We start from the raw sequence: 21,223 nt of genomic DNA on the forward strand, positions 1-21,223 counted from the left end.
CTCAATCTTTTTGGTAATTGATTCACCAATGTCTAAGTTGGTGAGTTTTTTTTTGTGCGACAATTCGCCTAGTTGCTGTTTAGAATCCACCTCCTGACTCAAACCACCTTTTGTCCAGTTCGTTAACGAGTTCTTCCCATCCCTTCAGTGGCATTCTGCTGGGATAACCGTATTTTTGGAACGTGGCAATTATTTGAGGATCTTTCCAGTCGATAGCTAGAATTCCCATGATGTGCTGACATTCCCAGTAGGCATGAACAAGCTTGGTTAGATGGACAATGTACTTATGAGAAAGGGCTGTGATATTGGGAACAGGGCGGTTCACTTTAGCGGCAGACTCCTGAAGGAATTTTTGGATTCGCGGATGCTGCCATGTCCAACCCAAGCGATTAATCTCGGTTTCTAATTGGTTGATTGCTGTTTGAGTTGTCATTGGTCATTGGGTGTTAGATATGCAAATGTGGCTCCCACTGGTAAGTTGCCTCCGAGAGACTTTGTTCTACTCGTTTGTAAAGATGTCCTTGATGGAAAATGAAACCAGGGAATTCAAGTAAGCCGACCAATTCCTTTGTTGCGACTATTTCCCCAGTGGTGATTTTTAGAATTATTTTCATGGTTAGTAATCAAGATTGGTCAATAAAAATGGCGGCTGTTCCTAGTGCTGGTCAGCCGCCGCAAAACTTTGAGTATTGAGGAATTAATTACCAACGCTGATCGCGTTCCAAGTCGTAAATTACTTTTTCTAGATACCAGTTGTCTGACTTGCCGGGATTTCGTCGTCTCTGCTGTAGTAAAAGGCGTTTTGCTGTGGCTACATCTCCTTTGAGCAAGATGAGTAAATCGCTTTGCAATGCTCTGTTTGTTGGATCGTTCCGGTATGAGTGAGAGACTTTGCCGCGTGGAGTGGTGGCACGATGCGCCATAAAGTTTTTCCATCGGCAGTGAAGATATTCGATTAGCTGTATTACTGCAATTACGAGGTACAGAAGTATTATGAGATTGACTAAAATTTCCATAGTGAATTGAGTTGGTAGAGCAACTCATTCCACCATCTACGGGGTCTATTGATGCTTGCATCAGAAGATACCCGTATTTGTGTTTGAACTTTTTCTCGTAACTCAAAATATTGCTATTCATCACTTAAGTATCAAGTTTTACTAGAGTTCGCTAATAAAGCAGCAGTTCGTGGCGATCGCACTCCGATTTCAAGTGAGCCGATACGCCACGAATAAAGCCGTTTACCCAAATAGGCAAACGGCTTTATTTTTGTTCTTTTTCGTTGTCAGAGGACTCTGAGATCAGATTATAAATTTCTTGTTCTAGCTCTGCTATTTCTTGGGCAAGCTCTAGTTTATGAGTCTTACTTTCAATTAATTGCGCCTCAAGCTGTTTTTGTTGATTCTCAACGTAATTAGAGTACTTAGACTCAATCAGTTTGAGGCGCTGGAGGATTTTCCCATTATCTGAATTTCGTTTGAGGGCACTTGCCCCACTGGAATTTTCCCCTCGACAACCATTCTGAGCAAATCTGCTTTGCTGTAACCCATAGCTTGGGCTACTGTCTCGAAGTTTTCCCAGTCCGCACGACTCATTCGCACTGAGACTATCATCGAATCTTCCGCTAGTTTCTTGGGCCTTGCCATCTAAGTTTAAAATCACAACGTCATCCCCACCATATTGTATTACGGAATAATTTTGTTGTACAAAACCATTGACTTAGTTATGTATGACAATATAGCATTAGAAAGTTGTGTATGACAAAACTTGCAACACAGCATCGCTCCCCAACGCCTAACCCTTTGCGTTGCAACCGGAGAAAGCACCCGCGCCACCTTGCGCGGAAACACCCTGTACCTGATGCCCAATAACTGACAACTGACAACTGACAACTGCATTCACCCGTAAGTCGTAGCGTCGCAGGGTTAGCAGTGCAAGTAAAAAGGCGATCGCTACTCGCAAGCGATCGCCAACACAACAAATTAAAAGGTTTTGATCTTAAGGAGATTTTACCAATGTCCAAGCCATTAGGCTACTACACGGCTTATACTCCAGGCGATAATTCGCTCCTAGAAACAATTCAAGAGGAGTACGGCAGCACATTTGAGAAAATGACCAAGCGAGAAAAGCTGGTTATTCTCACCGTTTTGGCATCACATATTGGTTGCCAGCTAGACGGAGATGTTCGGGGTGAAATTTTTGCGATCGCAAAAGACATGAGAGATAAGCTCTCACTCTCTGACCAGGCAGGAATCATGCAAGCGATTATCGATCAAGTTCGCTGGGGGCAGAATGCCGAACCTGTACACCACTCCTGAAGCAGCGCGAGAAACGGGCATTCCAGAAAGTACCATCCGTTCGTGGATGCGTCGCCACCCTGAAGTGTTCCAGGTTGACGTTCACGTTGCAATCGATCAGCACGGGCAAAAACTGTGGACTGATGCGGGAGTTGAAATGCTCAAGTCCCACCGTGCAACGAAAACTGCAACAGATGACGATGCAGAAATTGATGCAGAATCCGACGCACCCGATTTGCTTGAATCGCTTCTAGAGGAGGATGCACAGCGACTTGCAGAGGAATACTGGCGATTGTTGCCGGGGCGAACATTGCAACGCATCAAGCAGATGCGGGACAATCCCACACCCCAACAGCGCCAAATAGTGCAAACATCAGTCCGCGCTGCCATCAACGCCGGAACCGAGCATCTACTCTTACCCACTTATCAGCCAAGACTTTTGGAGGGAGGAGATGAAACAGACTAAGCAGCAGCGCACCAGCAAAGTTGTGCCGTTCACTGGGGAATTTTACCCAGTTCCCGATCCAGAACCCGCACCAGCCGGGAATAATCTTGCTGCATTTTTAGTCATGCTTGCAGCTGCGTTAGTCGCCGGTTTAAGTATAGGTGCAATCTCCACTTACCAAAGTGCGGATCAAGTGCAATTGCGCGAAATGAAAGCGCAAAGCCAGCAGTTAGAGAAAGTAAAGATTCAAGTTTGTAGATAGGAAGTAAACAATGGGAATCCTTGCACGAATTACCAGCGCTGCAAAGTCCACCAACAAGAGTAATGAATCGTCCCTTTCCACCGGGGGACACGGCATAGATAAAAACAAGGTGCTATCTCCAACAGATCCAACCGTCATTAACCCAGTGAATGCGGGGAGTTGGGAGACTGTCAGGACAGCACCCGTCAATGATACACCACGTTACTTTAATAAGGCTGAGGCTGACGCACTCAAGCGAGTTGCAACTCAAAAAACACTTGAAGCGCGTCAGGCGAAACGCGCTTACAAGTCCCTGAAAAAACTCGAACAATCGGACACACAGGTACACACTGCCCATCGTAACTACATCAAGGGAGTTGCTGATAGCGAACTGACGAAAAAACGCGCTGATGCTTCCACAGCAAGGCATCTGCACACGCTCAGACCAGAATATGCAAAACTGGGTTTTGGTTTAGACCGAGCTGAAAACAAAGCCCAGCAACGAATTGACGAACTCAAAGCCAAAATAAAGGAAAAATACTAATGGCAAAGGCGGTACACCTGGGGGCTTGGTTCCTTCTGGGCTGTATCGCCTCTAGCTCAGTGGCTTGGCTAGGGGCGCTGCATCCTGCTTTATTCCGTGTGATGTGGGTTATCTACATTATGTGTGGTGTTGCATTAGCGCTTGCATTGCTGACAGATGACGCGGCGAGACAGTTTCTCAAGCTATCTGAACCAGATTATTATGCCTTGCTGATTGCGATCGCAGTTTCGATTGTTCTGGGAGGGATGCTGTCATGGCTTCTCGGTGGGTGAAAACCAACTGTTTATTAGCTAGTGCTGCGGCTTTTTGGTTAACTGCACTTTCTCCAGTTCCCGCGATCGCCAAGGGAATCAGCTACAGCTTGGCACTTGTTGCATCAGTGCAACTTGTTCAAGAATCGCGGCGATTGATTGTCCAGGATGCTCGACGTGCAGCACTTGCGGCTATGAACCAAGAGTTAGAGCAAACCGAATTTGCGCTGCACACCCAACAGCAAGAGCAGGCACTTTACGAAGCCTACAGCGATGCACCGACTTACCCGCCGGAAGTTAAGCAAGAGCTAACCACCAGCCTGGAACACTTATATAAAGAGCCGAGCGCGGATCGAACTAAAGAAACTTCCACTTCCAGCGAGAAAGTCTTCTATCTGGCGATTAAGTCGCTTTTGGAAGTCAAAGGTAAAACCTATGTTATTGAGCAGATTCTCAAAATGGGTGGTCGTCAGTGGGACGAAGCAGAGCATCTGTTGCAACAAATTTTAGAGGAGGGACAGAGGAATGGATGGTAACGAAGTGCTAAGTTTGGTGCTTGTCAAAATGGCATCGTCTCCAGTCAAGGCGGATCGAGATGCGATCGCGCGAATTGAGCGCGAATGCCAAGCGGATATTCTCAAAATTACTACCTCGCTGGAGAACTCGCGGATCATTGCCGAAGCCCTGAACAGCCATGAACAGGGTAAAGGATTGAAGATATTAGCAACAGGTCTGTTTTGGTCTGGCGTTATTGGCATTGCCACTATGTTTGTCAGACCTTCTTATGTCTGGTGTGGCGTGTCTCTGGGCTTTATTTCTGGTATTGCTGGCAGAGTTATGGAGCCTTTCAAAAGTTGAAGGCGATCGCGCTTCTGAGGAGTGCGATCGCAAGTTATTCATCGCTAGAAGTAATTAAGTCAATGTCTGATCCACTCTTCTAAGCCTTTACTGTCGCACGAAACCACTAACTGAAAGCAAGTGAATTTATCCCAATGAGAAGTAGATGAAAACCTACTTCATTTTGGGATGGATTTTTAATGGGAATTTCATGAAAAATATTGAACACGCTCTTAAGGAGGCTAACGGAAGACTCCGTATTTACGGCATCAAAATTGAACAAATTGGCAGCAGGCTTTATTTGCGTGCAACGCTTCCCCCAAAACCTTTGGCATTAAAAAACGGCTGGCATCAACAAAAAATAAATATTACTGTCGCTACCCTCGACGGGGTAAAACTTGCTGAGAAGGAAGGTAAGCTTCTCAGGCTGAGACTCGATACTAAAACCTTTGATTGGAACGATTATTTAAAATCAGAACCACAGAATAGTAAAGTGAAAACTATTGGTGAATTGATTCAAGAATTCGAGAAAGATTATTTTGAGAAAAGGCAACGTAACTTTAAAACAGAAAGTACATGGAAGGTTGAATATCAGACAGTTTTTAAAACACTGCCTCAACACGAAATACTTAATGCTGAAGTACTAAAGCAAGCCATTTTAACAACCACACCAGATACTAGAACCCGGAAACGATTTTGTCTGACACTGCGATTATTGGCTAAATTTGCTGACCTTGATTTTAACCCTAGTTCTTATTCAGGAAGCTATGGCTATAGAAGTAGACAGATCCGTAGTCTGCCGACAGATAAATTAATTCTTGAATGCCATTCAAATTTAGTCGATGCGAAGTGGCAGTGGATATTTGGAATGCTTGCCACTTACGGATTGAGAAATCATGAAGTATTTTTCTTAGATTTAGAGCAGTTACGAGCAGGGAATAAAATTATTACCGTCCTCGCTGGAAAGACTGGTTATAGAAAAATCTGGCCTTTCCATCCAGAGTGGTTTGATTCATTTGGGTTGCAAAATGTCAAAATCCCCGACATCAATTTAAATCGAAGTAATTCTGCAATTGGCAGAACTGTTACTCAAAGGTTTAGACGAAATGACGGTTTACAATTTAGGGTTTACGATCTGCGTCATGCTTGGGCTATTCGCACTCTAGAGTATGGAATTGATATAACCCTTGCAGCGCAGCAGATGGGGCACAGTCTGTCAGTTCACAGTAACCTCTACCATGCATGGATCAACGCCGAGCATCACCAGAGAGCTTTCGACCTGGCAATAAATAAAAGCGATCGCCCAGTGCCTCCAGAATGATGAATTTGTAATTTCTAATTTTGAGTTAACCAGCAGCTAATTGCTGGGCTTTTGCATTGCAATTGTCATGAAACTGTGACTCTTAATCTATTGGTTGCGGGTTCAAATCCCTCGTCACCCACTACTTCCAGCCCTTCAAAAAACCTTTTGACTAATTCTTGACTAAATTGAGTTTGCGGCAACCTCTCAAAGCCTCATCACTCAAGGATAAACGCCACTAAAGTTTTGACTAATTTGAATAAAAACGCTTATCGCCCAGTGGAATGTCTAGCGTGTCCAATGGGCGATTAAAATAAGGCTTTTAGCGACAATGAGACAAAAACGGACTTGGCAATGTGAATAGACTTCAGGCGCTGCTGTTTTTTAGACTAATAGAAAAAACTTACTACAAATCAATGAGAGTGTTGATTTTCTATGAATGTCTTCAGGATTTAAGTAATCCAGACAGAAACTGAGGTGACAAAAACGGAATGGAAGTTGTTTTAATTCGTAGTGATGGTGAGCGCAAAACAATTAAACTCCCAGAACTACCAGACTACCCAGAAGTATTAATCAGTGGTGGCAGGGCTTTTAAAAAGCATCCCCGAACTGACGAATATAACGAGGTCTTTGTCTGGGTGATTCCTTTGGCTGAAAGCTGGGATTTTTTGAAGTGACAAAATGGAGATTATGTTTAGTCGTTATTACAAGCTGGAAGGACAAAGCCCAGTTATCGCTGAATCTTTTATAGATTGGTGCTTGTGGATGGTATCAGCTGACACTAAAGTTATGGTCAACGAGATTAACGATGTCAACATTTCAACTGTTTTTGTTGGGGCCGACTTGACGAGCCTTACTCCCGACTCAATACGGTTCGGTTAAAGTTTTTTGATGAAAATTCTAGATCGCCAAAGATGCGAGAAATCGCCATCAAGACGAAAGACTGATTATTGTACAGACGGCGATTCATCGCGTCTCTTACCTTAACCGAATAATATTGACTCCCAACAATCTCAAAGTACGCGCAGTAAACTGGGAATACTTTCGATCGCTGATAAATTCTGAATTTCTGCCAAAGCTTGCCTAAAATTGCCTTCGCGTACATCATGGGTAACAACTACAATCTCAGCTAGTTCCCCTTGAAAGCCTGTTTGGACAACTGACTCTAAGCTAACGCCATAGTTACCAAAGCAAGTCCCTAATTTGCCGATAACTCCAGGTTGGTCATTCGTAAGAAAACGGGCATAAAATCGAGTTATGAGTTCTGCCATCGGCGCAATTTGGCAATATTCCTGATGCCCACAAGTTAATAATGGATTTGTAACTGCTGTATTAGTTTTGAGGACAGCAACTAAATTCAAAATATCCGAAGTGACAGCACTAGCAGTTGCACCAGCACCAGCACCGGGGCCAAAAAACATTACTTGCCCTATAGGTTCTCCTTCAACAAGAATGGCATTGTAAACGCCGTTGATGCTAGCCAAAGGGTGGGTTCGAGGCACTAAGGTAGGATGAACTCTGACAGAAAGAGAAGATGAGGGAGTATCACGTTTAGCGATCGCTAACAATTTAATCACAAATCCCAATTTTTCGGCGTAGACAATATCTGTTTTGCTCACTTGCCGAATCCCCTCAGTATAAACATCTTGGAGGTTGATCCGTCCACCAAAGCCTAATGATGCCAGGATGGCAATTTTATCAGCTGCGTCTAAGCCATCCACATCAGCAGTGGGGTCAGCCTCAGCATAACCCAAACGTTGGGCATCAGCTAAAACATCATTAAAGTTGCTGCCTTCTGTTTGCATCCGCGTCAGGATGTAGTTTGTTGTACCGTTAACGATGCCTGTTACAGTATGAATTCGGTTAACACTTAAAGATTGCTTTAGGGGTTGAATTACTGGAATACCACCCCCCACAGCGGCTTCTAACATGACGTATACGCCTGCTTGATTGGCAGTTGTGAAAATTTCTGCTCCAAAGCGGGCGATCGCTGCTTTATTGGCTGTGACTACATGCTTACCATTACTTAAAGCTTTGAGAATGAGCGATCGCGCCGGCTCCAATCCACCCATCACCTCGACAACTATATCTACCGCCGGATCGTTGACAATTGATTCTAAATCTGTTGTTACTACTTCCGTAGACAATTCTACTGCACGGGGTTTATCAAGCGATCGCACTCCCACCCGATAAATTTCTATCTCTTGCAACAATGGGTGACGCCCAGTACTATCTTGCAACAACTGCACTGTTCCCGTTCCCACGGTGCCTAATCCCAGTATTCCTAGTTTCACACCCATTTTGCACCCAATTTCACCAATAACAATTATAGGTAGAGCGTTTGCCCTACCTACTGATTATCCTGTTTCCTTTGTCATTTGTCCTTTGTCTTTTGCTAATGACAAATGACTAATGACTAATGACTAATTTAGTATGTTTCTACGTGCCAGCGATGAGCTTTCTTAAGTTGCTTCTGGTAATCACTCCAGGTTACGCCTTCCTTGGCAGCAGCAGTAGTTAAGGCTGCATCAATACCTTCTTCCATACCTCGCAAACCGCAGATGTAGGTGTGGGTTTTTTCGTTTTTAATCAACTGCCACAATTCATCAGCATGTTCTGCTACGCGGTCTTGGATGTACATTCTACCGCCTTGAGGATTTTTTTGTTCGCGGCTAATGGCAGGAGTGAGGCGGAAGTTATCAGGATATTTTTGTTCAATTTCTTCCAGTTCTTCCTTATATAAAAGGTTTGGAGTTGTCGGCACACCAAATATTAGCCAAGAGAATCCTTTAAATTCGTATTCTGGGTTAGCTGCTTTTTCCGCATCTTTAAACTGACGCCACAGATAAGCTCGCATGGGGGCAATACCTGTTCCGGTTGCCATCATGATCACATTAGCATCAGGATCGTCGGGTAACAACATTTCCTTACCCACGGGCCCTGTAATTTTTACATCTGCTCCTGGTTCTAGGAAACACAGATGTGTAGAGCAAACACCGTAGACTGTTTCGCCAGTTTCTGGGTGCTTATATTCTAATTGGCGGACACACAGTGATACTGTCTTATCGTCCACATCATCGCCATGACGAGTTGAGGCGATGGAATAGAGTCTAAGTTTTTCTGGCTTGCCGTTCTTGTCTAATCCTGGTGGAATAATCCCAATACTTTGACCTTCTATATACTTCAAATCCCCGGCGGAAATGTCAAATTTCAGGTGTTGAACAATACCAATACCACCTTCTTTGACTAGAGGTTCATTAGATATTACTTTGCCAATAAACGGAGCATTGGGACGGTAAGTGTTAACAGGAACCTCACCGTGGTCTTTTTTGGCTTTCGCTTGAGTCATGGTGTTGCCTTTCTTGTCCTTGTTCTTGAGCTGTTCTTCAGCTGATGATTTAGCGAGGCCTTTGGCTTCACTACCAGCATTTACAGGTGTGGCTTTACCATTCCCTTCACTGTCAGCAGTTTCCCCAGATGTTGCTAACTCGCTGACAACGCTTGTAGCATTCCCAAGTGAGGCTTTACCATTAACTGGCTCTAGAGCAGTTACGGGTTGGATGCTAACAATTGTGCCGCCTAGACGAGTGATACGTCGCATTTCTTGATTCATGCGGTTGTAAGGCACTCTGATGAACACACTGCCACTTTTCCGAATTGGGTAGTTAGTTTGGTCGGTTTCTTCACTCTGACGCAAACCCACTACTTCATAAAGGAAGACGCGGCTACCTAATTCTGTGTTGGCAGCACCCTCAACAGCACCTTGATTGTACATTCGTTCTACCACTCCGATAATTTACTTAACCGTTTTTCAAAAAAAACTATTCCCCTACCTTGCCAGCTTTAGTTTACCGGATTTTCGTTTCACAAAACTGGAGAAAGAAGGAAAAACGGCATCATTAAATTAATGCCTTGCTAAGTACACTCACCAAAGACATGCAGGCATAGCAAAAAACACACCTGTTCACCTTCTAAGGTAAAGGATAAGTCTTGTGGAGAATGTTAATAATGAATCAATTTAATCTTTTTTTCGTTAACTACCACCCCCATTAGGGAGATAGCTTTTTACCTTAGTACCCTACGATCAACTCATAATAGTATATATTCTCGGAGAGTTACTTCGAGCGGTAGCTTCTAGCGCTTGAAGTAACCCTCCACAACCTTCCCTTGTGCTTGCTTACTCCAGGGGTTTAAATCGGAGAATGTCAACAAAGGAAGGTTTTCTTCCGATTGGTTTTACTTCTCCAAATCTACTACTCTTCTGGAATGTTGTTAGCTATCTTCATCACCTACCTATGGACAATTACATAACTAGGACAATTCCAGCCACAAATATCACGAGATAGACAATCATAATTTCAGCAGATGTAATTAGTTTCACTTGATGTGAAAAATCTGTCAACCTTGCATCAGTACTTTGCCATAACGTCAACGCTTCTATACGAGCATATTCATCAATTTACAGCCAACAATTTGGGTAATGCAAGTTATTTCCTCATTCGTTGGATAGATTTTTGCTTTGAATATATTAAGTGTTGTCGAGCAGGAATTACAATTTAGGAACATTAGAAAATTTGCGGCAATTTTGCTGCAATAATAAATTATACCTTATACGCTTGATTCTATATAGTCACAAGTAGCAGACAGATAAAGGTGCAACACTGATGGGCAGTAACGATCCCCATTTTTAAATTAACAACTAAATTAACCAAAAAATGATTGAGGAACCACGTTAATTCTTCTTGACAGCAATCTTGTATGGGATACCCCCTTCTGTTAAAATCAAATATATCACTAGGATTAAATACTTACCGGCACCAACATTCAGGCTAGTCCGACGAGTAGCAACTTAATTACTTTGTTGTCTACTTGCTTGGTGTCTTATAGATGTGCTAGGTAGCAAGAACGCAGGAAAAACCAAAGGGGTAAACTCCTGGCTTCAGAATCTGCTGTGTGAAAAATTATTGACACAACTTTAGTATTTTAGAGGAGATTTATGACAAGTAAGCCGGAACGCGTGGTACTGATTGGAGTAGCCGGAGACTCTGGTTGCGGTAAATCTACGTTTTTGCGTCGTTTGATCGATTTGTTTGGTGAAGAGTTAATGACAGTTATCTGCTTGGATGACTATCATTCCCTAGATCGCAAACAGCGCAAAGAAACGGGGATAACGGCACTAGACCCCAGAGCAAACAATTTTGACCTGATGTATGAGCAAATTAAAGCGCTCAAAAGTGGTCAAGCGATTGATAAGCCGATTTACAACCACGAAACCGGCTTGATCGATCCGCCAGAGCGGATAGAGCCGAATCATATTATAGTTGTTGAAGGGCTGCATCCTTTATATGATGAGCGGGTGCGATCGCTAATCGACTTCAGTGTTTATTTTGACATTAGCGATGAGGTCAAAATTGCCTGGAAAATCCAGCGAGATATGGCTGAACGCGGTCATCGCTACGAAGATGTGTTAGCACAAATCAATTCCCGCAAACCTGACTTTGATAAATTTATCGAACCACAAAGAGAATTTGCTGATGTGGTTCTTCAGGTATTGCCCACAAACTTGATTAAAAATGATACCGAACGTAGAGTCTTGCGGGTACGTATGCTCCAGCGGGAAGGTAAGGAAGGCTTCGATCCAACTTACTTATTTGATGAAGGGTCAACAATCAATTGGACTCCCTGTGGACGCAAGCTGACCTGTTCTTATCCTGGTATGCAATTGTACTACGGTTCAGATGTTTACTACGGCCGCTATGTTTCAGTATTAGAGGTGGATGGTCAATTTGACAACTTGGAAGAAGTCATTTATATCGAAACCCATCTCAGCAATACATCCACAAAATATCAGGGTGAATTGACTCACTTGTTACTCCAGCACCGCGAGTATCCAGGTTCCAATAATGGAACTGGTTTCTTCCAAGTGCTTACAGGTTTGAAGATGCGTGCTGCTTATGAGCGGTTGACAGCTACGGAAGCAAAGTTAGCAATTCAGGTTTAAAGCAGCAGTGTTTGTGTCAAAGCTTGTGGGGGCGCTTCCGGGTGCTCCTTTTTTTGTGTTATTAAATACATTTAAAATAAAAAGTAATTAGCATACATTTATCTTACTTACGGATATTTACCTTATAGTTAGTGGTTTTTATCAATATCAAGAAGATACTAACGACTGAAGTATAAATATTGTTATGATTTCAGAAATTAGTAGTTGAACTAAATACCCACATTTAGTCAACGAACAAACTCTTGATGGAGGAATTTCTTTTGTCTCGTCGATATTTATTTACCTCTGAGTCAGTCACCGAAGGTCATCCAGATAAAATCTGCGATCAGATTTCTGATACTATTCTGGATGCCCTATTGACACAAGATCCGAGCAGTCGTGTCGCGGCTGAAGTCGTAGTTAATACTGGTTTGGTGCTAATCACTGGTGAAATAACCACCAAAGCTAATGTAAATTTCGTCAATCTCGCCCGAAAAAAAATTGCTGAAATTGGTTATACCAATGCTGACAATGGTTTTTCTGCTAACAGTACCAGCGTTCTGCTGGCTTTAGACGAACAATCACCCGATATTGCCCAAGGCGTTAACACCGCCCAAGAAACCCGCGAACAAGATAGTGATGAACAATTCGATAAAATTGGTGCGGGCGATCAAGGTATAATGTTCGGTTTTGCCAGCAATGAAACACCAGAACTGACACCATTGCCCATCAGTCTCGCGCACCGGATTGCTCGCCGATTGGCAGCAGTCCGTAAAACGGGAGAATTGGCATACCTGCGTCCTGACGGTAAAACCCAAGTAACTGTAGCTTACGAAGATGGACGCCCAGTAGGTATTGATACGATTCTAATTTCTACCCAACATGCAGCGAGTATTGGGGAAATTACGGATGAGGCGGCTGTACAAGCCAAAATTAAACAAGACCTCTGGTCAGCAGTGGTCGAACCTGTTTTTGGCGATATTGACATTAAGCCTAACGATCAGACACGTTTTTTAGTCAACCCCACTGGCAAATTTGTCGTTGGCGGTCCTCAAGGAGACTCTGGTCTGACAGGACGGAAAATAATCGTTGATACCTACGGTGGCTATTCACGACATGGTGGCGGTGCTTTTTCTGGCAAAGACCCCACGAAAGTAGACCGTTCTGCTGCTTATGCGGCTCGCTATGTAGCGAAAAATATTGTCGCCGCCGGGTTAGCAGAAAAAGTTGAAATCCAGCTATCTTATGCTATTGGTGTAGCGCGGCCTACAAGCATTCTAGTGGATACCTTTGGCACTGGCAAAGTGGATGAAGAAACCTTACTGGAATTAATCAACAAGCACTTTGAACTCCGTCCAGCAGGGATTATCCATACCTTCAACTTACGGAACTTACCAAGTGAACGAGGCGGACGTTTTTATCAGGACGTCGCGGCTTACGGTCATTTTGGGCGGGCTGATTTAGACTTGCCTTGGGAACAGACCGATAAAGCCGAATTGTTGAAGCAAGCAGCAAATGAGTCACTTTCGGCAGCAGTTGCTCAGGCAGTAACTTAGACTTATAGGCTACTACAAAAACTTAGTTTATTTATGTGAGGGTATTGGCAACTTAACAAGTTAGCAATACCCTCATTTTTTTGCTAGCCACCTGAATATCCACAAGTAATATCGTGTCTGGTAAAAGACTTATCATTAAGACTGCAAGGGGCAGGGAGCAGGGGGCAAGAGGATTTTCGGGTTTTTGCACAGATGCAGGAATTATAACTAATTAGGCGGACATGATATAAAACTACTACTTTGTCAAGCTAAACGCTCCGACAGCAGATTCATCTGTTGCAAAGATTTTTGTTAATGGTATTACGGATCGATGATGGCTTTTGGTTGCAAAGATACAGATTGCCCATTAACTGACAATGCTGTGGCTTCTAAAATCTGGCCGTAACGGTTGCGAGTGCCGAATCCTTTGGCTTGAATTGTGTTTTTGATGTTCGCCATACTGGTTAGCTGTTCGCCTACATGGGGCGGGAACTTGACAATAGTGCCATTGGAGATAATAACGCCGTTAATTTCTCCTCGATGTCCCACCAACCAATTCTGAGCAGTTCCCTGTACAGATAAGGTACTGTAGTTGCTCAAGCTGGGTGGTTGAGGGGCGATTGTGGGAGGTTGTGCGACTAAAGTCTGTCCAGTTTGAGAATTGGTGATGCTTTTGGCTCTCACTTCCTGTCCGAAGCGAGTGGAAAAGCCAGGATCGCCAAAAATGCTCACTTTCGTGTTTGGGGTAATTATCCGCACTAAACTGTCCGCCATCTGAGGAGGAAATTTCACCTGTAGCCCGTTATTGAGTAATAGCCCATCCACCTTACCCTCAGGGTTGAGAAGATACTGTTTTACCTCTCCAGTGAAAGTGGTTCCGGCTGTGGGGGGTAATTCTGGTGGGGGTGGTGGGGGAATATCTAGAGGATTAGTATTGGCTAAATTGGCACTTGGGAGATTAGCTTCTAGCGATCGCCCACTTGGTGTAGCATTACTAGCAAAAGTATTGTACGTCCAAAAACCGAAAAGTGCGATCGCGGCTCCAATGCCGCCACTAGTTAAAATTAACTTTAACTTGCGTTGGCGATCGCGCTCTCGGATTTGCTTGGCTTGAATCTGCTGTATTGCTTGTTGAATCATCTCTGGAGGAATTTGTACTTCTGCTCCAGCGTGCATAATTTCTTCTAAAGAATAATCCTGATTTTCTTGAGCATACAACTGAGCCGCTTGAGCGAAAACATCGGCAGCAATTTCTTTCGGAATGCGAACTTTAGAGTTATTCATCTGCTTTAATTCAATTTAATTGCTAACTAGAACTTCTAGAAGTGCAAAACTCGTGCCATAGATACAAGACACTCGTTAGCTAGTAAGGCAGGATGAAAATGAGCAACTGAAATTTGGCATAGTTTTTGCACTTCGTTGTAATGCACTCGGAACCCCACCCCGCCAAAGCTACGCTTTGTCTCCCCTCCCGAAAAGCCTACGGTGTACATACAAGTGTTTTAAAGTTGCTGCGTGAAGTAGGGTAGGTTAATTTTTGCAGGTCGATGCAACAAAGATGCGGGTCAATGCAACAAAGGTGTAGGTTGATGCAACAAAGATGCAGGTCGATGCAACAAAGGTGTAGGTTGATGCAACAAAGATGTAGGTCGATGCAACAAAGGTGTAGGTCGATGCAACAAAGATGCAGGTCGATGCAACAAAGGTGCAGATCAAAAGACTTGTGTGTACACCGTAGTCCCCGCTTGCGGGGTGGGGTCAACGGGTACTGCATCCAAACGAGAACCGCTATAGTTTTTGCACTTCTAGAAGTTCTAACCCTTATTCCATGCAACCTATTGTGTTATCTCAACGTTGGACACTCCGGCGACAGCTAACAATCCTCAGCATCCTTTTTTTAGGTTTAAGTGGAGCTGCTTTATGGTTAGTGGTACAACTATTTGAAAGTCTAGAAGGTGCTGTTGTTGCCAGAAATCAGAGAGAATTAGCTTTTGCCAACACCAGACTAATTAAGCTGTTTTGGGAATCAAATCCTGGGCAAACACCAAAGCCAGGTAAGCCGTTGGCGGAACTTTCAAACGATGCCCTAACTGTTTTCCCAAGGGTAGAAGGGGGATTTTATCTGCTGCAACAAGACCAGCTTTTAGGCTATGCCTATCCTACCCACGGGGGCCCTGTCCCCAAAAAAGATATTCCTCCTGCTGAACGAGACACAATTTTGCAATTGACTCGGAGAGCCACAAGCCAAGGTTTACCCCAGGAATTAGTACTGCACCCTGGTCTTGATATTTTAGTACTGCGTGCTGACCCTCTACCTTTGTGGGGAGCAGTATGGACGATGAAACGTATGCCTCATCTAGAAGATAGGAATCAAAACATTTTAAGTGTTTTCGTAGTTTTAGGAATTTTAGTTGTAGGAGTTTGGACTTTTTATATTGCCTTACAACTTCAGTGGGGAGTGCAGCGACTCCAGCAAAGTATTAAGGCAATGGAAGAGGATAAAGCTTCGCTAATTCCGCCGCTACCCGCAGAAATGGGACTGCTGGGAACTGCAATTAATAGTATGCAATACCATCGCCAAGAGTTAGAGCAGCGCTTGCACCGAGTTGAGCGCTTGGCTTCTCTGGGACAACTGGTAGCCGGGGTAGCTCATGAAGTCCGCAATCCCTTAGCTAGTATGCGTCTCAATTTGCAATATACAGAACGGCAATTAAAAAAGCAGGGAATTACGACTTTACCGATCGCTAGTTTACTAGAACAAGTAGACCGTTTAGAAATGCTGGTGCGACGGCTATTGTATTTTGACCAAAATCAGCAAGAAGAAATGGTAACAACTTCCCTAGAAGCGATCGCTTTTGAATCAGTTTCTCTGTTGCGTCTCAAAGCCGAAGAACAGGGAGTAACACTTTTTTATCGCTCTGCTGCTGAACCTTTGCCCCAAGTACCACTACGCCACCGAGAGTTAGGACAGGTGATGATTAACTTAATCTTAAATGCCATCCAAGCAAGTCCACCAGAAAGCGAAGTTGAAGTTGGTGTCAGCCAAGAGCAAGACTACTTAGTGACTTGGGTAAAAGACAATGGCGCAGGTTTAGCACCAGAAGAACGCGATCGCATTTTCGATCCTTTTTATTCCACAAAACCCCAAGGAACAGGTTTAGGTTTAGCAATTAGCCACGAGATTGTCACCCGCCACGGAGGGCATATTGATTTCAAATCTCAACCGGGTTCCACCGTTTTTAGCGTTTACTTACCGAAGAATCACAACGATGGCTAAGATTTTGATTATTGATGATGAAAAAGCTTTGCGTCAAGCGATGGCGCAGATTTTAAAAGATGAAGGTCACGACGTAATAGAGGCGGGAGACGGAGAACAAGGACTGAAGATAATTCAACAAAATACCACATCTCGTCCTGACTTGGTATTTCTAGATTTGAAAATGCCCAAAACTCAGGGTAATGCCGTTCTGAAAACTTTAGGTAGCAAAACGTTGTTTGAAGTGCCAGTAATTGTGATGACAGCTTATGGAACAAGTCGTACAGCCATTGAAGCTATGCAGTTGGGAGCTTATGATTATTTAACTAAACCCTTCGATTTAGAAGATTTAGTCAACTTGGCGCAAAAAGCTTTAGCCCATTCCCAAGCAGCCGCCGAGCAAATTGGTGAAGCAAATATCCAAACCCTCGGACAGCCAGAAGAACTGTTGGGGCGATCGCCTAAAATGGCAGAAGTTTTTAAACTTATTGGTAGACTTGCCCAAGGAAACACCACAGTTTTGATTGTCGGCGAATCAGGTACGGGCAAAGAATTAGTCGCTTCCACACTGCATAATGCTAGCCCTCGCAGTCGCGGCCCTTTAGTCAAAGTTAACTGTGCAGCCCTCCCAGAACATTTATTAGAAGCAGAATTATTTGGTCACGAAAAAGGAGCCTTCACTGGGGCGAATCACTTGCGAATTGGCCGCTTTGAACAAGCCAATGGCGGCACAATTTTTCTGGATGAAGTCGGAGAATTGAGCCAGATAATTCAAGGGAAATTGTTGCGAGTATTACAAGATAAATCCTTCGAGCGCTTGGGTAGTAACCAAACCAAAACTGTAGATGTCCGCATTTTAGCTGCCACCAATCGGAATTTAGAACAATTGGTACGCCTGAATCAGTTTCGAGAAGACCTTTATTATCGCTTCAATGTAGTCCGAATTGAACTACCACCTTTGCGCGATCGCCCCGAAGATTTAGAACAACTTACCCAACATTTTTTAAGTTCTATTGCCCTCAGAAATGGAATTAAAAATTTAGCAATTACTTCAACCGCCCTAGAAAAACTCAGAGATTACGCTTGGCCGGGAAATGTGCGAGAACTGCAAAATACTTTAGAGAGAGCAGCAGTTTTTTCTGGAGGGAGAACCATTCTTTCAGAGCATCTCATTTTTAATCAAAAATATCAGATGAATTTAAATTTAGAACAAGCGATCGCTCAATTAGAAATAAACTTTATCCGCCATGCTTTAGCACTTTATCCCCAAGAACCCCACAAAGCATTAGGAATTTCCGTCGAAAGCTTTGAACAAAAAAAGAAACAATGGAATTTATAGCAAAAACTTTCAACTTCTCGTTTAACTTCTCGTTCCTTGACTCTGCCAAGCGCTTCCTTTGACTATAGGCTTTGCCTATAGATAAGCATTCCTATACAGAGCATGGGAACGAGATAACTCTTAACTTCTAACTAATGAATTCCTTAAACTCAGCATCTACACTAGAAACACACCTAGAAACTCAAACTGTTATTTACCCAACTCTACAGTATTTAGTTCGCTTTTTGCCGTGGGATGGTAAACGAATATTCGACCATCTTCGAGAAGAATCTAAACACAATCCATTTATAGTAGAAAATTCTGATTTCCAGAACAGCGAAGCACTTTTAGATGATATTCTACCTAATTGGTATAGTCCCATCGCCCAGGAATTAAGTTTAAGCGAGCATCTTCTTGGACAAATATCAGCTTTGTCAATACCATACAAACAACGTGAGGCCTTAATCTATCTAACTCAGCGGTTATCAAATTCAGGTTACTTAGAAGAAACTCCAGAAGTGTGGGCAGATGATAGTATCTGGAGTGCAAAAGAATTACAAACTGTTGTGCCTCTACTGCAAAATTTAGATCCACCTGGAATTGGTACGCGAACCCTGCAAGAATGTCTGTTAATACAACTTAAAGACCACCCTGAAAGTCTAGCTTTTCTACTAGTTCAAAATTATTTAGAAGACATAGGAAATTGTATTGATAATTCTTCAGAGTCAAAGCAAAATTTTCAAGCGCTATTACAAAAATTGTATCAAAATCACCAAAATATTGATGTTGACATCAATAAAATCAACGATGCTATTCATGAGATTCAAGAATTAGAACCCCGTCCTGCTAGAAACTTCGGTGGTAGTAATGCTCCGATCGTCACCCCCGATTTAAAAGTTGAGCTAATAGCTGAAAGTTGGCAAATTTCTTTAGCTTATGAAGTCAAACAACGTTTTTGTCTGAATTCCGAAGCCATTAAGCTTTTGCAGGAATCACCAAAAGCAAGGCGAGATACCCAACAACTAGAAGCATTATTACAAAAAGCTAGAAATTTACTCACAGCTTTGCAACAATGGCAGGAAAATCTGCTCAAAGTTGGGAAATTTTTAGTTGAGCGACAGCAAGTTTTTTTGCAGAGTCGGGATAAATTAGACTTAGTATCTACCCCTCAGCAATTAGTAGCTCAATCGGTGGGACTTAGTAACTCTACAGTCAGCCGGATTGTGCGGGGACGGTATATATTAGTTTGCAATCAACACAGTCAGATAATTCCGTTGCATTCACTATGCGTTCCTGTAGGAGTAGGCGGACGTACTCCTCAACAAATCCAACAGATGCTATTACAGTTAATTGCAGAAGAATCATCCGCCAATCCTTATACTGATGAGCAATTAGCCCAGCTTTTGAAAATCCAATTTTGTCTGCCAATCACTCGCAGAACAGTTACAAAATACCGTAAAATTGCCGGAATAAAGTCATCACATCAGCGTAAGTTGACTGACAAAAAGATGGGAAGCAAGAGCAAGAAGCAAGGAAGTCTCTTGAAGTATCAAAGTTGAGCCTTTGAAGGTGAACGTTGCGCCTTTGAACCTGAACGTTGAGCCTTTGAAGGTGAACGTTGCGGCTTTGAGCCTCGAAGTTGCACCTTTGAACCTGAACGTTGCGCCTTTGAGCCTGGAAGTTGCGTCTTTGAAGGTAAACGTTGCACCTTTGAGCCTGAACGTTGCGGCTTTGAACCTGAAAGTTGCGCCTTTGAAGGTAAACGTTGCACCTTTGAGCCTGGAAGTTGCGCCTTTGAGCCTGGAAGTTGCGCCTTTGAGCCTGAAATTTTAAGTTTGATTGTTGACCAATGACAAATGACCAATGACAAATAACTAAATCCAAAAATAAGCCAGAATGAGAGTCACGACAGTTAGCGGTAGACCAAAACGCAGATGTTCCCAGAATGACAATTGATAACCAAGTTTTGCAACAGCCTCAGCAACAATTAAATTAGCAACTGAACCTAACAAAGTTAGATTACCAGCTAAAGTAGATCCTGCGGCTAATAGTAACCAAGTTCTTGTGTCTGGATGGGGAATTAAATGTTGTAGTAATAATACTGCTGGAACATTAGAAACTAAATTTGAAAGCAGAGCAGTAATTCCTAATATGCTCAAGGGATTATAAACTAAACCGCTAAATAAATTCAATATTCCTAATTTTTCTACTCCAGCAGTCACAACAAATAGCCCAGAGAACATCACCAGTAAATCCCAATCAACTTTATTTAAAACTCGTTGCGGTTTGATTCGCCTAGTAATGAACAGTAAACCAGCAGCTACTAGTGTTGCTTGAGCTGGAGGTATCCCAATTAAAAATGCAATTAATAGTCCTCCTGTTATCAATAGGCTTTTAGTAAGCAACGGTTTAAATATGCGGTAACGCACGGGGGTTACACTCGGACAAGATTTAGTAGAACGGACATCAGGATAAAGCCACCACAATAACCCAATTTGGATTAACAAACTTACTACTGCAATGGGAGTCAATGCTTTCGCAAAATCGAGATAGCTGATACCAGAGAAGGAACCAATCAGAATATTTTGTGGATTACCACTTAAGGTAGCCACAGAACCCAGATTAGTTGCTCCCGCCAAGGCAAGTAAGTAAGGAATCGGATTGAGGTTCAAAGTTTGGGTTAAACCGAGAACCAAAGGAGTCAAAATTAAAGCGATGGTATCATTCAGAAAAAAAGCGGAGAGAATTCCACTGCCGAAAGTTAAAACAATTAGTAAACCTAAAGGGCTGCGGGTAAAATGTGTAACTGTATCAAGGGTTAATTGGAAAAAACCAGCGTAAGCTAAATTTGTGCTGATTACCATCATCCCAAACAGGAAAATCAGCGTTTTATAATCTATCGCTTGCCATGCTTCTTTGAGGTCTAATACCCCAAATGCCATCAGCAAAGATGCACCAACTAAAGCAATACTGGCTCGGTTCATCCGCAAACCAGGGAGATATCCTAAACCCAAACCGATATAAGTCAGTCCAATGATGATGTATCTGAAAACAATCATGATTTTGCTAGATGCTTTTTATTAAGTAGTCATTGGTCATTTGTCATTGGTCATTGGTCATTGGATTTTAGTGCATACCTCGCCTCTTGTGGGTGGAAAAACTTTGTCTTTTATGGGACTAATTCAAACCATGTTAAGGAGTGAACGGGTTTATTTTGGACTA

The 21,223-nt window shown here is 43.0% G+C and carries 25 protein-coding genes; 16 read left to right on the forward strand and 9 right to left on the reverse strand.

Annotation, left to right across the window (positions count from 1 at the left end):
• Positions 1-79 precede the first annotated feature (79 nt).
• Entirely contained in the window at positions 80-433 is a 354-nt protein-coding gene (locus RM368_RS17970; RefSeq protein WP_322695319.1) for a hypothetical protein, read from the reverse strand.
• 98 nt (positions 434-531) lie between these two features.
• Here RM368_RS17970 and RM368_RS17975 point away from each other — a divergent pair, with 98 nt between their 5' ends.
• The gene (locus RM368_RS17975) at positions 532-693 is read left to right on the forward strand and encodes a hypothetical protein (RefSeq protein WP_322695320.1); all 162 of its coding nucleotides are present in this window, start codon (positions 532-534) and stop codon (positions 691-693) included.
• Between the two features lie 8 nt (positions 694-701).
• On the opposite strand, the gene RM368_RS17980 is transcribed toward RM368_RS17975, so the two are convergent.
• The 3 genes from RM368_RS17980 to RM368_RS17990 form a co-directional block, all read right to left on the reverse strand.
• Positions 702-923 carry a hypothetical protein gene (locus RM368_RS17980; RefSeq protein WP_322695321.1) on the reverse strand — a complete coding sequence of 74 codons (222 nt, stop codon included), beginning with the start codon at positions 921-923 and terminating at the stop codon, positions 702-704.
• Between the two features lie 337 nt (positions 924-1,260).
• Entirely contained in the window at positions 1,261-1,659 is a 399-nt protein-coding gene (locus tag RM368_RS17985; protein WP_322695322.1) for a hypothetical protein, read from the reverse strand.
• Positions 1,660-1,791: 132 nt separating this feature from the next.
• Complete coding sequence (locus RM368_RS17990; RefSeq protein WP_322695323.1) at positions 1,792-1,959, reverse strand: hypothetical protein; 168 nt, start codon at positions 1,957-1,959, stop codon at positions 1,792-1,794.
• A gap of 53 nt (positions 1,960-2,012) precedes the next feature.
• On the opposite strand from RM368_RS17990, the gene RM368_RS17995 reads away from it, so the two are divergent.
• The 9 genes from RM368_RS17995 to RM368_RS18035 all read left to right on the forward strand — a co-directional run bounded on the left by RM368_RS17995 (position 2,013) and on the right by RM368_RS18035 (position 6,589).
• On the forward strand, positions 2,013-2,315 hold the full coding sequence (locus RM368_RS17995) for a hypothetical protein (RefSeq protein WP_322695324.1): 303 nt from the start codon (positions 2,013-2,015) through the stop codon (positions 2,313-2,315).
• Positions 2,290-2,760 (forward strand): hypothetical protein, encoded by a 471-nt coding sequence (locus RM368_RS18000; protein WP_322695325.1) that lies wholly within the window; start codon positions 2,290-2,292, stop codon positions 2,758-2,760. Before RM368_RS17995 ends, RM368_RS18000 begins: the two co-directional genes overlap by 26 nt.
• Positions 2,747-3,001: a hypothetical protein gene (locus RM368_RS18005; RefSeq protein ID WP_322695326.1), complete on the forward strand. Its 255-nt coding sequence runs from the start codon at positions 2,747-2,749 to the stop codon at positions 2,999-3,001. The genes RM368_RS18000 and RM368_RS18005 overlap by 14 nt, the downstream gene beginning before the upstream one ends.
• A 10-nt stretch (positions 3,002-3,011) precedes the next feature.
• Positions 3,012-3,524: a hypothetical protein gene (locus RM368_RS18010; protein ID WP_322695327.1), complete on the forward strand. Its 513-nt coding sequence runs from the start codon at positions 3,012-3,014 to the stop codon at positions 3,522-3,524.
• Positions 3,524-3,796 (forward strand): hypothetical protein, encoded by a 273-nt coding sequence (locus RM368_RS18015; protein WP_322695328.1) that lies wholly within the window; start codon positions 3,524-3,526, stop codon positions 3,794-3,796. Before RM368_RS18010 ends, RM368_RS18015 begins: the two co-directional genes overlap by 1 nt.
• Positions 3,778-4,311: a hypothetical protein gene (locus RM368_RS18020; RefSeq protein WP_322695329.1), complete on the forward strand. Its 534-nt coding sequence runs from the start codon at positions 3,778-3,780 to the stop codon at positions 4,309-4,311. Before RM368_RS18015 ends, RM368_RS18020 begins: the two co-directional genes overlap by 19 nt.
• On the forward strand, positions 4,301-4,633 hold the full coding sequence (locus RM368_RS18025) for a hypothetical protein (RefSeq protein ID WP_322695330.1): 333 nt from the start codon (positions 4,301-4,303) through the stop codon (positions 4,631-4,633). The genes RM368_RS18020 and RM368_RS18025 overlap by 11 nt, the downstream gene beginning before the upstream one ends.
• A 145-nt stretch (positions 4,634-4,778) precedes the next feature.
• The gene (locus RM368_RS18030) at positions 4,779-5,933 is read left to right on the forward strand and encodes a site-specific integrase (RefSeq protein WP_322695331.1); all 1,155 of its coding nucleotides are present in this window, start codon (positions 4,779-4,781) and stop codon (positions 5,931-5,933) included.
• Positions 5,934-6,403: 470 nt separating this feature from the next.
• Complete coding sequence (locus tag RM368_RS18035) at positions 6,404-6,589, forward strand: hypothetical protein (RefSeq protein WP_322695332.1); 186 nt, start codon at positions 6,404-6,406, stop codon at positions 6,587-6,589.
• A gap of 336 nt (positions 6,590-6,925) precedes the next feature.
• On the opposite strand, the gene RM368_RS18040 is transcribed toward RM368_RS18035, so the two are convergent.
• Both RM368_RS18040 and petH read right to left on the reverse strand, forming a co-directional pair.
• Positions 6,926-8,212: a homoserine dehydrogenase gene (locus RM368_RS18040; RefSeq protein ID WP_322695333.1), complete on the reverse strand. Its 1,287-nt coding sequence runs from the start codon at positions 8,210-8,212 to the stop codon at positions 6,926-6,928.
• A gap of 128 nt (positions 8,213-8,340) precedes the next feature.
• Positions 8,341-9,687: a ferredoxin--NADP reductase gene (petH, locus tag RM368_RS18045; RefSeq protein WP_322695334.1), complete on the reverse strand. Its 1,347-nt coding sequence runs from the start codon at positions 9,685-9,687 to the stop codon at positions 8,341-8,343.
• 1,221 nt (positions 9,688-10,908) lie between these two features.
• Between petH and RM368_RS18050 the strand changes: the two genes are divergently transcribed.
• Together RM368_RS18050 and metK are read left to right on the forward strand one after the other, a co-directional pair.
• On the forward strand, positions 10,909-11,913 hold the full coding sequence (locus RM368_RS18050; RefSeq protein WP_322675356.1) for a phosphoribulokinase: 1,005 nt from the start codon (positions 10,909-10,911) through the stop codon (positions 11,911-11,913).
• Between the two features lie 260 nt (positions 11,914-12,173).
• Complete coding sequence (gene metK, locus RM368_RS18055; RefSeq protein WP_322695335.1) at positions 12,174-13,448, forward strand: methionine adenosyltransferase; 1,275 nt, start codon at positions 12,174-12,176, stop codon at positions 13,446-13,448.
• Positions 13,449-13,748: 300 nt separating this feature from the next.
• Here metK and RM368_RS18060 read toward each other — a convergent pair whose 3' ends face one another.
• Together RM368_RS18060 and RM368_RS18065 are read right to left on the reverse strand one after the other, a co-directional pair.
• On the reverse strand, positions 13,749-14,711 hold the full coding sequence (locus RM368_RS18060; RefSeq protein ID WP_322695336.1) for a hypothetical protein: 963 nt from the start codon (positions 14,709-14,711) through the stop codon (positions 13,749-13,751).
• A gap of 281 nt (positions 14,712-14,992) precedes the next feature.
• Complete coding sequence (locus RM368_RS18065; RefSeq protein WP_322695337.1) at positions 14,993-15,130, reverse strand: hypothetical protein; 138 nt, start codon at positions 15,128-15,130, stop codon at positions 14,993-14,995.
• 125 nt (positions 15,131-15,255) lie between these two features.
• Between RM368_RS18065 and RM368_RS18070 the strand changes: the two genes are divergently transcribed.
• From RM368_RS18070 to RM368_RS18085, 4 genes are all read left to right on the forward strand, one after another.
• Complete coding sequence (locus RM368_RS18070) at positions 15,256-16,704, forward strand: sensor histidine kinase (RefSeq protein ID WP_322695338.1); 1,449 nt, start codon at positions 15,256-15,258, stop codon at positions 16,702-16,704.
• Positions 16,697-18,022 (forward strand): sigma-54 dependent transcriptional regulator, encoded by a 1,326-nt coding sequence (locus RM368_RS18075; protein WP_322695339.1) that lies wholly within the window; start codon positions 16,697-16,699, stop codon positions 18,020-18,022. The genes RM368_RS18070 and RM368_RS18075 overlap by 8 nt, the downstream gene beginning before the upstream one ends.
• Positions 18,023-18,156: 134 nt before the next feature.
• A complete protein-coding gene (locus RM368_RS18080) occupies positions 18,157-19,560 on the forward strand; it encodes an RNA polymerase subunit sigma-54 (RefSeq protein ID WP_322695340.1) in 1,404 nt (467 codons plus the stop codon).
• 10 nt (positions 19,561-19,570) lie between these two features.
• Positions 19,571-19,834 (forward strand): hypothetical protein, encoded by a 264-nt coding sequence (locus tag RM368_RS18085; protein ID WP_322695341.1) that lies wholly within the window; start codon positions 19,571-19,573, stop codon positions 19,832-19,834.
• 41 nt (positions 19,835-19,875) lie between these two features.
• On the opposite strand, the gene RM368_RS18090 is transcribed toward RM368_RS18085, so the two are convergent.
• Positions 19,876-21,060 carry an anion transporter gene (locus RM368_RS18090; protein ID WP_322695342.1) on the reverse strand — a complete coding sequence of 395 codons (1,185 nt, stop codon included), beginning with the start codon at positions 21,058-21,060 and terminating at the stop codon, positions 19,876-19,878.
• Positions 21,061-21,223 lie beyond the last annotated feature (163 nt).

Origin of the sequence: Nostoc sp. DedSLP03, from assembly GCF_034530815.1 — a bacterium.
Taxonomy (GTDB): Bacteria; Cyanobacteriota; Cyanobacteriia; order Cyanobacteriales; family Nostocaceae; genus Nostoc.